Below are 15,231 nucleotides of genomic sequence, written 5' to 3' on the forward strand. Positions count from 1 at the left end.
CCTGTGATCGTTGACGATGGGAGTACCACCTGACGACAACCGTAAGGATCGAGAGCTCGTGAGCAAGGTCCCCCCGATCATCCTGAACAACGGCGTCGAGATGCCCCAGCTGGGCTTCGGTGTCTGGCAGGTGCCGGACGACGAGGCCGAGTCGGCCGTCACGACGGCCCTGCAGGCCGGGTACCGCAGCATCGACACAGCGGCGATCTACGGCAACGAAGAGGGCACCGGCAAGGCCATCGCCGCGTCCGGTGTCCCCCGCGAGGAGATCTTCGTCACCACCAAGCTCTGGAACAGCGACCAGGGGTACGACTCCACGCTGCGCGCCTTCGACGAGTCCCTGGCGAAGCTCGGCCTGGACTACGTGGACCTGTACCTGATCCACTGGCCGCTGCCCAGCCGGGACACCTACGTCGACACCTACAAGGCGTTCGAGAAGCTGCACGCCGACGGCCGGATCCGCGCGATCGGCGTCTCCAACTTCCTTCCGGAGCACCTGGAGCGGCTGATCGCCGAGACGTCGGTCGTCCCGGCGGTCAACCAGATCGAGCTGCACCCGCATCTGCAGCAGCACGCCGCCCGCGAGTACCACGCCGAGCAGGGCATCGCCACCGAGGCGTGGTCGCCGCTCGGCCAGGGCAAGGGCCTGCTGGAGGTCCCGGCCGTCGTGGCGATCGCCCAGAAGCACAACCGCACCCCGGCCCAGGTCGTGCTGCGCTGGCACATCCAGCTCGGCAACGTGGTGATCCCCAAGTCCGTGACACCGTCGCGGATCAAGGAGAACATCGAGGTCTTCGACTTCACCCTGGACGCCGAGGATCTCGCGGCGATCAGCGCCCTGAACGAGGACCGTCGCCTGGGCCCGGACCCCGCGACGTTCGAGATGGCCTGACGACCAGGCGCGGTGTGAAACGCCCCGGGCGGACCCCTGGTGGGTCCGCGCCGGGGCGCGTCGCGTTCTCAGGTGGGCTGTCCGAGGGCCGTACGACCACATCCGCCCGCGCGTCTGCGTCAGGGCGTCGATCGAACCCTGATGAGCGGGGCCGGGCCGAGCACGTCGGTGAGCGCGATGCCGGACCGGGCGGCGGGGTGGCTCTCGGCGGCGGCACCGACGCCGCTGCCGCCGCCGGTGATGAGCGTGACGTGAGAAGCGGTCCTGGTGCCCCCTGGGTGTCTCGACGAGCGCGAGTCACATGGGAGCACCGGGGAGTCCCTCGCTTGAGGCGCTGTCGAAGTCAAGCGCCGCATCCCGCAGCCGGACGCCGCGGGGCCGCGGTGGTCAGCCCGTCCGTACGGCCGTGTGCACCGTGTGCGCCGCCAGGACGAACACATCCGGCCGGCGGTGCACGCTCGCCTCGTCCTCGGGGTCGAGGAGCCGGTCGAGGGTGGCTCGGTCCTCGGCGTCGAGCCCGTCGGCGAGTCCCTCGCGCAGACGGGACAGGGACGCCGCGACATAGGCCCGGACCCGGTCGGAGGCCGGGGCGGGCAGGTCGAGGAGGAAGCTGCGCGTCCGGGTGTGCTTCAGGCCCGCCGCGGCCAGCAGGGCGGGCCAGTGCTCGGTCTCCGCGACATGGCCCGGCAGGTCGGCCCGCATCCGGGCGAACCACTCCGCCTCCAGCGCGTCGATCCTGGCCTGGAGCCCGGGCCGCCCGATGCCGATGTCACGCGGCAGGAACCGCGCCGGCAGACCGCCCTCCATGATCGCCAGAGTGCCGCCGGGGGCCAGCCGCGCGGCGAACGCGGCGAGCCCGGCACGCTGGTCACCGAGGTGGTGCAGGCTGCGGCTCGCCCACAGCAGGTCGGCCGGGTAGTCCAACTGGTCGAGGACGTCGGGCAGTTCACCGGTGAGCGTGCTGAAGCGGTCGGCGGCTCCCTGGCGGGCGGCGCGGGCCCGGGCCCGCTCCAGCAGCGGTGCGGAGCCGTCCACGGCCACCACCCGGGCGCCCGGGAACATCTCGGCGAACAGGCACGACAGGACGCCGGGTCCGCTGCCCGCGTCGACGATCAGCCCCGGCTCGGTCACCTCCTTCCCCAGCCAGGCCAGCGCCCGTTCGTTCATCGGCATGAACAACTCGGCCTGGGCTTCCAGCAGCGGGGCCATCTCGGCCCAGTCGATGTCGGTGTGATCGTGGTGGTGCGCCATGTCGTCAGCCTCTCGCTCGGATGCGCTCAGCGTGCGACGACGCACCGCGCGCGGGCCACTCCTGTTGCCGGTACCGCAAAAAGGCGATCCGCCGGAGCGGGGCCCCGAGGGCCGGCTCCGGCGGATCACCCGGGGGTCACCGGGTCAGGACAGCGGCGGGTACGCGTTCCTCATGAGCTCCTGGAACTGGGCGGAGAACCAGTGGCCGGAGATGGGCGCGTCCGGCAGGGCGCCCGACAGGTTGTTGCCGTTGCGCGGGTTGCCGGTGTACGTCGGGTCGCACATCCGGTCGAAGCCCTTGCCCTCGTCGTTGTCGATGAACTTGCTGGAACCGTCGGACTCCCCCGGCGGCTTCATCCACACGTAGGCGTCGATTCCGGGCTCCGGGTTGGCCCTCGGGCGTTCGCCGAGGCCGGCCCCGGACTGGTTGCACCAGTTGCCGACGTTGATGCGCCGGTCGATACGGCCGCCGTTGACGTAGGTGTCGACGGTGGTCGTCGCACCCGGGCCGGTGGGCCGGGCGGAGCCGCCCCAGCCGTTGCGGGAGGTGTCGATCAGCATGCCGACGCCCGAGGCGAAGCCCTGCTTGACCGCCTCGCCCCGGAAGGCCTGGGCGAAGGACAGCTCGTCGACGTAGCGGTTCCAGTCCACCCACTTCGACTCGCGGACCGACTTGCCGCCGACGGAGTCGTTGATGGTGAAGTACTGCTCCTTCAGGGCGCTGTAGTTGGCGGTGTTGGTGATGAAGCCCTGGACGTCGTTGACCGTGGCGCCCTCGGCGGTCGCCGCCTGCTTGATGGTCTGGACGGACGCCGAGAAGTTGTCGTCCCAGCCGATCCAGCCGTGGTGCCCGGCGTCCACGTAGTTGTAGACGTTCGGCACGTCACCGAGCTTGTTGAGCGCGTAGCCGACGCCCTTGACGTAGTTGCCGTTGGCCTTCATCGTGTCGCAGTTGGCGGTCGCGGTGGGCCGCGGCGTGACGTTGGTGACGAGGTTCGGCAGGGAGTCGATCTCGATCGTGTTCACGATCCGCAGCGAGGCGTACTTCGGGTCCGCGAGGATCGCCTTGATCGGATCGATGTACTGCGTCTTGTACTTGTCGATCTCGTCGGCCTTCAGCTCGCCGTTGGAGGCGAGCGCGGCGCAGTCGCGGCCGGGCAGGTTGTAGATCACCAGCTGGACGACGAGTTCGCCGCTGCCCTTCTGCCTCAGGGCCTCGTCGAGGTGGGCGCGCAGCCCCATACCGCCGTTCACACCGTTGATGGCGGCGATCCGGTCGAGCCAGACACCGGTGGGCTGGTTGGCGATCCGGCTGCCGCCCGGCTCGGCGGCGGCCTTGCGCGACCACTCCGGGTTCACGTACACCTTGGCGCCGGCGTACGGGTTGTCGACCCGGTTGCCCGTTCCGGGGGGCGGATCGGTGGGTCCGCCGGGCCCGCCGCTGCCGTCGTCGACGTTGCAGGTGACGCCGTCGAGGGTGAAGGTGCCGGGGACGGCGTTGCTGCCGCTGTAGGTGGCCTGGAAGCCGAAGCTGACCGAACTGCCGGTCGCCAGCGTGCCGTTGTAGGTCTCGTTGGCGGCGGTGACGGCGGTGCCGCTCTGGCTGAGCTTGGCGTTCCAGCCGCTGGTGATCTTCTGGTCGCCGCCATAGGTCCACTTCAGCGACCACGCCGACTTGGCGGCGCCGTTGTTGGTGACGGTGACGGCGGCGGTGAAGCCGGTGGACCACTGGTTCTGCACCTTGTAGTCGACCGTGCAGGGGACGGCGGCGGTGCCGGTCCCGCCGGGGTCGGCGGCGAGTGCCGTCCCGGAGGCCCCGGCGGTCAGCGCCAGGGCGGCGAGGAGTGCGGTTCTGGTGCGGCTCATGAGTGGGGGTTTCCTCTTCCGTAGGGGGTCCGTTGTCCGTGCGTCGTGGATCGCGTGGGATTCCCTCGGCCCTGCGTGAAGGACAGGGCGGGACCGGAGCTGCGGTCCCAGGTGGTCCAGGTCCGGTCCGGGCAGGAGAGGTCACTGCGGACGGGGAGTTGCGTGCGCGCGGGTGCGGATGCCGAAGCCGTGGCGACCGGTACGGGCGCCGTGCCGGGGGCGGTGACGACTCTCGCGCCGGCTGAAAGTACTGAACGCGGGGGGTGTCGCATGAGCGAGTCCTTGCAGTTCAGGCGCGTCGCGGCGGACGCGTCGACTGATGGAACCGCTCCCACTGGTGTCAACGAAGCTAGCGCCAAGTCACGGTAAAGAACAGGGGATTCACTGACTTTCGCTCAACTCGCCCCGTCGAATCTTTTCGACTCTTCGAACACCTTGACCCCCTTGACCCCCGTCCCCACTATGGGAGCGCTCCCACTGGTTCAAGCCTTGACTTCTCCGAGCCGCAAGGAGGAACCAGCACCATGCATCCCCCACCCAGGAGACGCAGAGCCGTGCGGCGGTTGTGGACCGCTGCCGTGGCGGCTCTCGCGCTTCCGCTGACGATGCTCTCCACGGCGTCGACTCCCGCCCAGGCGGCGGCGGTTCAGTGCAGCGTCGACTACAGGACGAACGACTGGGGTTCCGGCTTCACCGCGGACCTGACCATCACCAACCGCGGCACGGACGTCATCGACGGCTGGACGCTGGCCTACTCCTACACCGGCAACCAGAAGCTCCAGGGCACCGGCTGGAACGGCACCTGGTCCCAGTCGGGCCAGAACATCACGGTGAAGAACGCCTCGCACAACGCGCGGATCGCCGCCAACGCCGCCGTCTCCACCGGAGCGCAGTTCAGCTACAGCGGCACCAACACCGCTCCGGCCTCTTTCGCGGTCAACGGCACGACGTGCGCCGGCGCCCACCAGCCGCCGATCACCGTGCTGACCAGCCCGGCCGCGGGCGCCGTCTACACCCAGGGCGAAGCGGTCCCGATGGCGGCCACCGCCGCGGCCGCCGACAACGCCACCATCACCAAGGTGGAGTTCTACGACGACACCAAGCTGTTGGGCACGGACACGAGCTCGCCCTACTCGCTCTCGGTGTCTGATTTGACCGTGGGCAGCCATTCGCTGGTGGCGAAGGCGTACGACAGCCTGGGCGCCTCCGCGAGCTCCACGCCGGTCGGCATCACGGTCTCCTCGGGCCCGACGGTCGTCGCCTCGCCGACCCAACTCGGCGTGCAGCAGGGCAAGACGGGCACGTACGAGGTGAAGCTCTCCAAGCAGCCGACCGCGAACGTCACCGTCACGACGGCCCGGGCGAGCGGCAATTCGGGGCTCACGGTCACCGGTGGCGCGACGCTCACCTTCACACCGTCGAACTGGAACACCGCGCAGAAGGTGACCATCACGGCCGCGAACTCCGGTACGGGCTCGGCCGTGTTCGAGTCGACGGCCCCGGGTCACGCCAAGGCCGCGGTCACCGTGACGCAGCTGGCGGCGACGAAGGCGTACGACGCCCGGTTCCTGGAGCTGTACGGGAAGATCACCAACCCGGCGAACGGCTACTTCTCGCCCGAGGGCATCCCCTACCACTCGGTCGAGACGCTGATCGTCGAGGCGCCGGACCACGGTCACGAGACCACGTCCGAGGCCTACAGCTACCTCCTCTGGCTGCAGGCCACGTACGGCCGGGTGACCGGCGACTGGTCGAAGTTCAACAACGCGTGGGAGCTCATGGAGAAGTACATGATCCCCACCCGCGCCGACCAGCCGACGAACTCCTTCTACAACGCCTCCAAGCCGGCGACGTACGCGCCCGAGCTGGACACACCCAACGAGTACCCGGCGAAGCTCGACACCGGGGTCTCGGTCGGTTCTGACCCGATCGCGGGCGAGCTGAGGAGCGCCTACGGCACGGACGACGTCTACGGCATGCACTGGCTCCAGGACGTCGACAACGTCTACGGCTACGGCAACGAGCCCGGCAAGTGCGAGGCCGGCCCGACCGCGACCGGACCGTCGTACATCAACACCTTCCAGCGCGGTGCGCAGGAGTCGGTGTGGGAGACGGTGCCGCAGCCGACCTGCGACGCCTTCAAGTACGGCGGGAAGAACGGCTACCTCGACCTGTTCACCGGTGACGCCTCCTACGCCAAGCAGTGGAAGTTCACCAACGCCCCGGACGCCGACGCGCGTGCCGTGCAGGCCGCGTACTGGGCCGACAAGTGGGCCAAGGAGCAGGGCAAGGGCGGCGAGGTCTCCGGGACCGTCGCCAAGGCGGCGAAGATGGGCGACTACCTGCGCTACGCCATGTACGACAAGTACTTCAAGAAGATCGGCAACTGCGTGGGGCCGGCGTCCTGCCCGGCGGGGACCGGCAAGGACGCCTCGCACTACCTGCTGTCCTGGTACTACGCCTGGGGCGGCGCCACCGACACCTCCGCGGGCTGGGCCTGGCGCATCGGCTCCAGCCACGCCCACGGCGGCTACCAGAACCCGCTGGCCGCGTACGCGCTCGCCAACTACGCGCCCCTGAAGCCGAAGTCGGCGACGGGAGCGGCGGACTGGGCCAAGTCGATGGACCGGCAGCTGGAGTTCTACCGCTGGCTGCAGTCCAGCGAGGGCGCCATCGCGGGCGGCGCGACCAACAGCTGGGCGGGCCGCTACGCGACCCCGCCGGCCGGGAAGTCGACGTTCTACGGCATGTACTACGACGAGAAGCCGGTGTACCACGACCCGCCGTCCAACCAGTGGTTCGGCTTCCAGGCGTGGTCCATGGAGCGGGTCGCCGAGCTGTACCAGCAGACCGGCAACGCGCAGGCCAAGACGGTCCTCGACAAGTGGGTCGACTGGGCGCTGTCCAAGACCACGGTCAACCCGGACGGCACCTTCCGGATCCCGTCGACGCTGCAGTGGTCGGGCCAGCCCGACACCTGGAACCCGTCGAGCCCCGGCGCCAACAGCAATCTGCGTGTCACCGTCGTCGACTACACCAACGACGTCGGTGTGGCGGGCGCGTACGCCAGGACCCTGACGTACTACGCCGACCGCTCCGGTGACAGCGAGGCCGCGAGCACGGCCAAGGCGCTGCTGGACGGCATGTGGAAGAACCACCAGGACGCGCTCGGCATCGCCGTGCCGGAGACCCGCGCCGACTACAACCGCTTCGACGACCCCGTCTACATCCCGAGCGGCTGGACCGGCACCATGCCGAACGGCGACGCGATCAACTCCTCGTCGACGTTCGACTCGATCCGCTCCTTCTACAAGAGCGACCCGGCCTGGTCGAAGGTCGAGACCTATCTGAAGGGCGGGGCCGCACCCTCCTTCACGTACCACCGGTTCTGGGCGCAGGCCGACATCGCCCTCGCCCTGGGCTCGTACGCGGAGCTCCTCGAATAAGTCCCCGCTAACGCTCCGCGTGCACGGCCCCGGCACCGTCACGCCGGGGCCACGGCCGGGCGGCCCCCACCCGCACGGGGGCCGTCCGGCCTCGCGCGCCCGCCTTCTGAGAGGTCCCCGAAGGGTCTTGCTCGCGAGGCCCCTGAAAGGAAGGTCCCCCACCGTGCGAAGAATCCGCATGCTGACGGCCGTGCTGGCGCTGGCGGCCGGGCTGCTCGCGGGCGCCCCGCCCGCGCCGGCCGCCGAGAAGCCGAAGGTGACGGTCGCCGCCGACACCTACACCTGGAAGAACGCCCGGATCGACGGCGGCGGTTTCGTCCCCGGCATCGTCTTCAACCGCAAGGAGAAGAACCTGGCGTACGCCCGCACCGACATCGGGGGCGCCTACCGCTGGCAGGAGTCGACGAAGACCTGGACCCCGCTGCTGGACCACATCGGCTGGGACGACTGGGGGCACACGGGTGTGGTCAGCCTCGCCTCCGACTCCGCCGACCCGAACAAGGTGTACGCGGCGGTCGGCACGTACACCAACAGCTGGGACCCCAAGAACGGCGCCGTGCTGCGCTCCTCGAACCGGGGTGCGAGCTGGCAGAAGGCGAACCTGCCGTTCAAGCTGGGCGGCAACATGCCCGGGCGCGGCATGGGCGAACGGCTGGCGGTCGACCCGAACAGGAACAGCGTGCTGTACCTGGGCGCGCCCAGCGGCAAGGGACTGTGGCGGTCGACGGACTCGGGCGTGACCTGGTCCCAGGTGACGAACTTCCCCAACGTCGGCACCTACGTGGCCGATCCGAGCGACACGTCCGGGTACTCCAGCGACAACCAGGGCATCGTCTGGGTCACGTTCGACGAGTCCACGGGCACCTCCGGCAGCGCCACCAAGACGATCTACGTCGGGGTCGCCGACAAGGACAACGCGGTGTACCGCTCGACGGACGCGGGCGCGACCTGGCAGCGGCTGGCCGGGCAGCCGACCGGGTACCTCGCCCACAAGGGCGTCCTGGACGCGAAGAACGGCCATCTGTACCTCGCCTACAGCGACAAGGGCGGCCCGTACGACGGCGGCAAGGGCCAGTTGTGGCGGTACACGACGGCGACCGGCACCTGGACGAACATCAGCCCGGTGGCGGAGGCCGACACCTACTACGGCTTCAGCGGTCTGACGGTGGACCGGCAGAAGCCGGGCACGGTGATGGTGACCGCCTACAGCTCCTGGTGGCCGGACACCCAGCTCTTCCGCTCCACGGACAGCGGCGCGACCTGGACCAAGGCGTGGGACTACACGTCGTACCCCAACCGCGAGAACCGGTACACGATGGACGTCTCGTCGTCGCCGTGGCTGACCTGGGGCGCCAACCCGTCGCCGCCCGAGCAGACCCCGAAGCTGGGCTGGATGACCGAGGCGCTGGAGATCGACCCGTTCGACTCCGGCCGGATGATGTACGGCACGGGCGCGACGATCTACGGCACCGAGAACCTCACGAACTGGGACAGCGGCGGCAAGTTCACCATCACACCGATGGTGCAGGGCCTGGAGGAGACCGCGGTCAACGACCTGGCCTCTCCCCCGTCGGGCGCCCCGCTGCTCAGCGCGCTCGGCGACATCGGCGGCTTCCGGCACACCGACCTGACAAAGGTGCCGTCGATGATGTTCACGCAGCCGAACTTCACGACGACCACGAGCCTGGACTTCGCCGAGTCCAACCCGAACACGGTGGTGCGGGTCGGCAACCTCGACTCGGGGCCGCACATCGCGTTCTCCACGGACAACGGCGCCAACTGGTTCGCCGGCAGCGACCCTTCGGGAGCGAGCGGCGGCGGCACGGTCGCGGCGGCGGCCGACGGCAGCCGGTTCGTGTGGAGCCCGCAGGGCACGGGTGTGCACCACACGACGGGCTTCGGCACGTCGTGGTCGGCGTCCAGCGGCATCCCGGCCGGGGCGATCGTCGAGTCGGACCGGGTGGATCCCAAGACGTTCTACGGCTTCAAGTCCGGCAAGTTCTACGTCAGCACGGACGGCGGGGCCACCTTCAAGGAGTCCGCGGCGACCGGGCTGCCGAGCGGCGACAGCGTTCGTTTCAAGGCCCTGCCCGGCGGAAAGGGCGACATCTGGCTGGCGGGCGGCGCGACGGGCGGCGCGTACGGTCTGTGGCACTCCACGGACGGCGGGGCGAGCTTCACCAAGCTGGCGAACGTCGAGCAGGCCGACACGATCGGGTTCGGCAAGGCGAAGGCGGGCGCCTCGTACCAGACGCTGTACACCAGCGCGAAGATCGGCGGCGTCCGCGGCGTGTTCCGCTCCACGGACAAGGGCGCGACCTGGACCCGCATCAACGACGACGCCCACCAGTGGGGCTGGACGGGCGCGGCCATCACCGGTGACCCGCGGGTGTACGGGCGGGTGTACGTCGCGACCAACGGCCGCGGTGTCGTCTACGGCGACACCTCCGACACCGGCGGCGGGGACAACGGCGGCGGCGAGCCCACGCCTACGCCCACCGGCGCCTGCGCGGTGACGTACAAGGTCACCAACGAGTGGTCGGGCGGTTTCCAGGCGGACGTCCGGATCAGCAACACCGGGTCGAGTGCCTGGAGCGGCTGGTCGCTCACCTGGTCCTTCGCCGACGGGCAGAAGGTCTCGCAGATGTGGAACGCCGGCTTCACCCAGTCGGGTCCGTCGGTGACGGCGAAGAACGTCGGCTGGAACGGCACCGTGGCGGCCGGCTCGTCGGTCAGCTTCGGCTTCACCGGGAGCGCGTCGGGGACGAACGCCCGGCCGACCGCGTTCAAGCTCGGTGAGCAGAGCTGCACCGTGAGCTGACCCGGAGGGCGTGTGCCGGCGACGGCACGCGCCCTCACCGGCCGCTTACAGCTTCCACTCCCCGACCTGCTCGGCGAAGCCCGAGTCCAGGGCGAACTGGACCGTGGCCGCGCTGGGAGCAGGCGTTCTCCGTCGACGGCGGAGGCACCTGGCTGACCAACTGGGTCATGGAGTTCTCGCGGTCGGAGGCTCCAGTGGATGCGGCACGTCCGGCGGGGCCGGCTGGTCCGGCTGGTCCGGCGGCTTCCGGAACGCCCTGAGGGTGAAGACGGGGTCGGGGCGGGGCCGGTCCTGGTCGGGCAGTTCGGCGAGCCGGGCCGCGAACCGGTCGGCGAGCGGGCCGTCCGGGGGCAGCGTCATGAACCAGCCGCGCCTCAGGTCCGCGATCGTACGGCGCGGGCTGCGGCCCTGCCCGTGCCCGCGGAAGCGGGCCTGCCCGGCCGGTACCAGGCCGTGCTCGGCGGCGTACGCCTCGACGTCGGCCGCCGTGTCCGGGACGGGGCTGGGCGGGCGCGCGGCCAGCACGACATCGATGTCACTGCCCACGTTGTGGGAGGGGCCCTTGTCGACCGTGGTGACGTAGACCCCTCCGGGCCGCAGCACCCGAGCGCACTCGCCGACGATCGTCCGCACGTTCTCGGCGCTGCCCGCCAGGTGCAGCAGCCACACGCTGCTGACGGCGTCGAACTCGGCGTCCCGGAACGGCAGGCACCGGCTGTCGCCGCGTACGACGGCGCCGGGCAGGCGGGCGACGGCCCGGCGCGTCATCGCGCGGGCGAGGTCGACACCGGTCACCCGCATACCGTCCCGCGCGGCGGCCAGGCGCCGGGTGACGATGCCGGTGCCGCAGGCGACGTCCAGCAGACTGCGCGTGTCGCGCGGTACGAGACTCAGCACGGCCTCGGCGGCGGCCGCCGCACGGGGCTCGCCGCCGCGCGAGGCGTCGTACCGCTCCGCTTCCTTGTCGTAGTCCAGCACGCGCCTCAGTGTGCCCCGTGTCCCGGCGCCAGGTCTTCCACCCTGCGGGCGAGCTCGAAGTCCTTCTCGGTGACGGCGCCGCCCGCGCTGTGGGTGTGGACGGACAGGGAGACGGTGTTGTAGCCGAGGGTGAGGTCGGAGTGGTGGTCGAGTTCCTCCTGGACCTGGGCGACGTGGACGACCATCGCGGTCGCCGCGAAGTGCGAGCCGAGCCGGTAGGAGCGGGTGAGGCGGTCCCCGTCGAGCGACCAGCCCGGCAGCTCGGCCAGCCGGTCCTCGATCTCCTTGTGCGACAGCGGTTCGACGGCCATGGGCTGCGCTCCTTCCCTCGTACGCCCTGGTGCGGGTCCGGGCGGGGTTCCTCTCAGCCTGCCACAGGCCGGGCCCTCAGGCCCTGGTCAGGACGGCTGCCTCCCCGCTTCGGCCACTTCTCGACTACGGTCCTGGCATGACCACTGTCCCGTCCGGCAACGCCTCCGCCGCCCAGGGCGCGGGCCCGTTACTGCGCGCCTGGCGGCAGCAGCGGCGGATCAGCCAGCTGGAGCTGGCGCTGCGCGCCGACTCCTCCGCCCGGCACATCAGCTTCATCGAGACGGGCCGCGCCCGGCCCAGCGAGGAGATGGTGCTGCGGCTGGCCGAACACCTGGACGTGCCGGTACGGGAGCGCAACGCGCTGCTGCTCGCGGCCGGTTACGCCCCGCGCTACCCGGAGACCCCACTGGGCGACCCGGCGCTCGACGCGCTGCGCGAGGGCATCGAGCGGCTGATCCAGGGCTACGAGCCGTATCCGGCGCTGGTGTTCGACGCGACGTACCAGGTCGTGGCCGCCAACCGGGGCATCATGATGTTCCTCGACGGCATCCCGGAACACCTGCTCCAACCGCCGCTCAACGCGATGCGGCTGACCCTGCACCCCGAGGGCATGGCGCCGCGCATCCGGAACCTGCGCGCCTGGCGCGGTCATCTGCTGGAGCAGATGGAGCGGCAGATGGCGCTGTACCGCTCCGAGCCGCTGCGGGCGCTGTACGAGGAGGTGGCGGCGTATCCGGTGCCGGCGGCCGGGAGCGGGCCCGGGGCGGCCGAGGAGGACGAGCCGCCGTACGCGTACTTCGCGCTGCCGATGCGGATCGAGCACGAGGGCCGGACACTGTCGTTCGTCTCCTCGGTCTCCACGTTCAACACGCCGATGGACGTGACCGTCGCCGAGCTGGCCATCGAGACGTTCCTCCCGGCCGACCCGGCGACGGTCAAGTACCTTCACTCGACGATGGTCTGACGAGCCCTCAGGGCAGTCCACTGAAGGACGGCGAACCCGGCCACGGTCAGCGACTGGAACACGGTCCACACCGCGCCGACCGTGCTCGGCGTGAGCCACAGCCCGAGCGCGAGGAGACTCACCGCGGACCAGGCGAGGTTGACCTCGACGACGACCCGGACACCGAACGCGCCCGGAGCGCGCCGCGAGGCCAGCAGACCCACGCCCGCCGCGTACGCCGCGAGGAAGGCGCCGAGGGCGAGCAGCAGCAGGCCGTCGACGTCGAGGAGGCGTCCGAGCGGGCCGGACAGGGCGAGGTACGCCAGCGCGTTGGCGCCGGTCACCACCGCGTCCAGCGCCAGGAAGCGCCGCAGCATCGACTGCGGCTGCGAGGTCCGGGCGAGCGCGGCAAGCTGGGTCGCGGACATGGCGAATCACCCTCCATCGGGTCGAGCGGGGGAACGAGGACCGGGTCCCGGACCGGAGTGCGCCGCCCCGGAACCCGGCGACCTCCACGATCCCGCCGGGGGCCGGGGCGGGTCGATTACCCGCGGGGTAATGCCGGGGCGGCCGGTGGGTGCCGGCGCACCCCGCCCGCCCGGCCCCGATCCCTCTACCGCCGCCGCACCCCGATCCCTGTACCGCCCACGGCCACCACGAAGCCCCCGCGACCCGCCGTTCACTCATGGCTCCCCAGGGCTGGCGTCTCCCCCGCGTCCCGGTGAGACTGTCGGCGGGACATGACAGACTGATCGCATGCTTCGGCGCGTTGGGGAGGCGTGGCGTGAGTGAGCGGCGGGCCGCGCCCACCGTGGGCCAGGTGGTGCTGGGAAAGCGGCTGCAGGAGCTGCGGGAGGCAGCCGGACTCGGGCGTGAGGAAGCCGCCCGAGTGCTGAGGGTCGCCCCGGCGACCGTGCGGCGGATGGAGACGGCCGAGGTCGCGCTGAAGATCCCGTACGTGCAGATCCTGCTGTCCGCGTACGGGGTGCCGGACGATGAGGTCGCCGCGTTCGTCGACCTCGCCGAGGACGCCAACCGGCCGGGCTGGTGGCAGCGGTACCACGACGTGCTGCCGGACTGGTTCAGCCTGTACGTGAGCCTGGAGGGCGCCGCCCGGATCATCCGCTCCTACGAGCCCCACTTCGTACCCGGCCTGCTGCAGACCGAGGCGTACGCGCGTGCCGTCATGACGGCCGGGACGATCGGCACCGCCGGACCGGAGACGGTCGAGCGGCACGTGGCGCTGCGCATGGAGCGGCAGCGGCTGCTGGAGCGGCCGAACCCGCCCCACCTGTGGGTGATCATGGACGAGACGGTGCTGCGCCGCCCGGTGAGCGTCGACGGCACGGTGATGCGCGACCAGCTCGACAAGCTGCTGGAGTTCGCGGCGCGCGACCGGATCACGCTCCAGGTCGCCGAGTTCGCCGACGGCCCGCACCCGGGCACGTACGCGCCGTTCTCGCTGTTCCGGTTCGCCGAGCCGGAGCTGCCCGACATGGTGTTCACGGAGTATCTGACGGGCGCGCTGTACCTTGACTCCCGCAAGGAGGTCTCCGCGCATCTGGAGGTCCTGGACCACATGACGGCGCGCGCCGCCTCGACGCAGCGCACGGAGAAACTCCTGCGGGAGTACCGCGAGACGTTCTGAGGCGTGCACGGCGACCCCGGGCGGCGACCGCGTGCGGCGCGTGGGCCACGACCCGCGGTGCGTGAGCCGACGATCCGAGGTCCGTGGGCCGGCGATCCACGGCCCGTGGGCGGCAACCCGCAGTGCGTCGGCGGCGTCTTCCCTACGGCCCGCCCGTTGTGACGCGGGTCCGCCGCACCGTCCTTGCCCCGCACAGCGAGCCTCCAGGAGAAGACAGCGCATGACCGGATCCGACGCCGCGCCCGCCCGTGTCGACACCAGCCGGCCGCACCCGGCCCGGGTCTACGACTGGTGGCTGGGCGGCAAGGACAACTACCCGGTGGACGAGGAGCTGGCGCGGAAGATCCTCGCCGCGGATCCCACGGTGCTGCGCGGAGCGCGGGCCAACCGCCGCTTCATGCACCGGGCAGTGCGCACCGTGGCCGAGGCCGGGACACGCCAGTTCCTGGACATCGGCACGGGCATCCCGACCGAGCCGAACCTGCACCAGATCGCACAGGCGGTCGCGCCGGAGTGCAAGGTCGTGTACGCGGACAACGACCCGATCGTCCTGCGGCACGCCGAGGCACTGCTGACCGGCACCGTCGAGGGCGGCACCGACTACGTGCACGCCGACGTCCGCGACATCGGCACCCTGCTGCGCCGGGCGGGCGAGACGCTGGACTTCAACCGGCCCGTCGCGCTGTCGCTGGTGGCGCTGACCCACTACCTGGACGACGATCCCGACGGCGACGACGTCCACGGGCTGCTGCGCGAGTACGTCGCCGCGCTCGCCCCGGGCAGCCACCTGATCCTGTCCCAGGTCACCCCGGACCTCAACCCCGACGCCGTGGAGAAGGCCGCGCACCACTTCCGGCTCAGCGGCACCCCCTTCCATCCGCGCTCGCTGGCCGAGTTCTCCCGCTTCTTCGACGGGCTGGAGCTGCTGGGGCCCGGCGTGATCCCCGTCCACGGATGGCGGCCGGAGCCGGAGGACGTGGTGGCGCAGACGGAGGGCATCGTGCCGGTGTACGCGGGGGTGGCCCGCAAGCCCTGAGCGCAGGCCCTGACGCGAGCCTGACCGCGGCCCCGACG

General features: G+C 70.9%; 11 protein-coding genes. 6 read left to right on the forward strand and 5 right to left on the reverse strand.

The features are described from left to right. Positions 1-16: 16 nt before the first annotated feature. Positions 17-892 (forward strand): aldo/keto reductase, encoded by an 876-nt coding sequence (locus tag ACFPZJ_RS18575; protein ID WP_381022571.1) that lies wholly within the window; start codon positions 17-19, stop codon positions 890-892. Between the two features lie 387 nt (positions 893-1,279). On the opposite strand, the gene ACFPZJ_RS18580 is transcribed toward ACFPZJ_RS18575, so the two are convergent. Both ACFPZJ_RS18580 and ACFPZJ_RS18585 read right to left on the reverse strand, forming a co-directional pair. Continuing rightward, positions 1,280-2,143, reverse strand: a complete 864-nt coding sequence (locus ACFPZJ_RS18580) for a methyltransferase (protein WP_381022574.1) — start codon at positions 2,141-2,143, stop codon at positions 1,280-1,282. A gap of 144 nt (positions 2,144-2,287) precedes the next feature. Next, the gene (locus ACFPZJ_RS18585) at positions 2,288-4,009 is read right to left on the reverse strand and encodes a glycoside hydrolase family 6 protein (protein ID WP_381022577.1); all 1,722 of its coding nucleotides are present in this window, start codon (positions 4,007-4,009) and stop codon (positions 2,288-2,290) included. A 524-nt stretch (positions 4,010-4,533) separates the two neighbouring features. Between ACFPZJ_RS18585 and ACFPZJ_RS18590 the strand changes: the two genes are divergently transcribed. Together ACFPZJ_RS18590 and ACFPZJ_RS18595 are read left to right on the forward strand one after the other, a co-directional pair. Then, positions 4,534-7,455: a glycoside hydrolase family 48 protein gene (locus tag ACFPZJ_RS18590; protein WP_381022579.1), complete on the forward strand. Its 2,922-nt coding sequence runs from the start codon at positions 4,534-4,536 to the stop codon at positions 7,453-7,455. Between the two features lie 163 nt (positions 7,456-7,618). Continuing rightward, positions 7,619-10,276: a cellulose binding domain-containing protein gene (locus tag ACFPZJ_RS18595; protein WP_381022582.1), complete on the forward strand. Its 2,658-nt coding sequence runs from the start codon at positions 7,619-7,621 to the stop codon at positions 10,274-10,276. A 165-nt stretch (positions 10,277-10,441) separates the two neighbouring features. Here ACFPZJ_RS18595 and ACFPZJ_RS18600 read toward each other — a convergent pair whose 3' ends face one another. Continuing rightward, positions 10,442-11,254 carry a class I SAM-dependent methyltransferase gene (locus tag ACFPZJ_RS18600; protein WP_381022583.1) on the reverse strand — a complete coding sequence of 271 codons (813 nt, stop codon included), beginning with the start codon at positions 11,252-11,254 and terminating at the stop codon, positions 10,442-10,444. Between the two features lie 5 nt (positions 11,255-11,259). Next, the gene (locus ACFPZJ_RS18605) at positions 11,260-11,565 is read right to left on the reverse strand and encodes a 4a-hydroxytetrahydrobiopterin dehydratase (protein WP_381022586.1); all 306 of its coding nucleotides are present in this window, start codon (positions 11,563-11,565) and stop codon (positions 11,260-11,262) included. Positions 11,566-11,702: 137 nt separating this feature from the next. On the opposite strand from ACFPZJ_RS18605, the gene ACFPZJ_RS18610 reads away from it, so the two are divergent. Next, positions 11,703-12,530 (forward strand): helix-turn-helix domain-containing protein, encoded by an 828-nt coding sequence (locus ACFPZJ_RS18610; RefSeq protein WP_381022589.1) that lies wholly within the window; start codon positions 11,703-11,705, stop codon positions 12,528-12,530. Here ACFPZJ_RS18610 and ACFPZJ_RS18615 read toward each other — a convergent pair. Further along, the gene (locus ACFPZJ_RS18615) at positions 12,512-12,937 is read right to left on the reverse strand and encodes a hypothetical protein (RefSeq protein WP_381022591.1); all 426 of its coding nucleotides are present in this window, start codon (positions 12,935-12,937) and stop codon (positions 12,512-12,514) included. The two genes, ACFPZJ_RS18610 and ACFPZJ_RS18615, sit on opposite strands and share 19 nt — an antisense overlap. A 356-nt stretch (positions 12,938-13,293) precedes the next feature. On the opposite strand from ACFPZJ_RS18615, the gene ACFPZJ_RS18620 reads away from it, so the two are divergent. Both ACFPZJ_RS18620 and ACFPZJ_RS18625 read left to right on the forward strand, forming a co-directional pair. Continuing rightward, complete coding sequence (locus tag ACFPZJ_RS18620) at positions 13,294-14,157, forward strand: helix-turn-helix domain-containing protein (protein ID WP_381022593.1); 864 nt, start codon at positions 13,294-13,296, stop codon at positions 14,155-14,157. A gap of 220 nt (positions 14,158-14,377) precedes the next feature. Continuing rightward, entirely contained in the window at positions 14,378-15,193 is an 816-nt protein-coding gene (locus ACFPZJ_RS18625) for an SAM-dependent methyltransferase (protein WP_381022595.1), read from the forward strand. Positions 15,194-15,231: the final 38 nt, after the last annotated feature.

Origin of the sequence: Streptomyces bullii (genome assembly GCF_042657145.1) — a bacterium.
GTDB classification, from domain to species: Bacteria; Actinomycetota; Actinomycetes; order Streptomycetales; family Streptomycetaceae; genus Streptomyces; species Streptomyces bullii.

Excerpts from the sequence above, each read along its gene's own strand:
- ACFPZJ_RS18590 (WP_381022579.1), top strand. The coding sequence starts at position 4,534 with ATGCATCCCCCACCCAGGAGACGCAGAGCCGTGCGGCGGTTGTGGACC.
- ACFPZJ_RS18605 (WP_381022586.1), bottom strand. The coding sequence starts at position 11,565 with ATGGCCGTCGAACCGCTGTCGCACAAGGAGATCGAGGACCGGCTGGCC.
- ACFPZJ_RS18610 (WP_381022589.1), top strand. The coding sequence starts at position 11,703 with ATGACCACTGTCCCGTCCGGCAACGCCTCCGCCGCCCAGGGCGCGGGC.
- ACFPZJ_RS18580 (WP_381022574.1), bottom strand. The coding sequence starts at position 2,143 with ATGGCGCACCACCACGATCACACCGACATCGACTGGGCCGAGATGGCC.
- ACFPZJ_RS18615 (WP_381022591.1), bottom strand. The coding sequence starts at position 12,937 with ATGTCCGCGACCCAGCTTGCCGCGCTCGCCCGGACCTCGCAGCCGCAG.
- ACFPZJ_RS18625 (WP_381022595.1), top strand. The coding sequence starts at position 14,378 with ATGACCGGATCCGACGCCGCGCCCGCCCGTGTCGACACCAGCCGGCCG.
- ACFPZJ_RS18585 (WP_381022577.1), bottom strand. The coding sequence starts at position 4,009 with ATGAGCCGCACCAGAACCGCACTCCTCGCCGCCCTGGCGCTGACCGCC.
- ACFPZJ_RS18575 (WP_381022571.1), top strand. The coding sequence starts at position 17 with ATGGGAGTACCACCTGACGACAACCGTAAGGATCGAGAGCTCGTGAGC.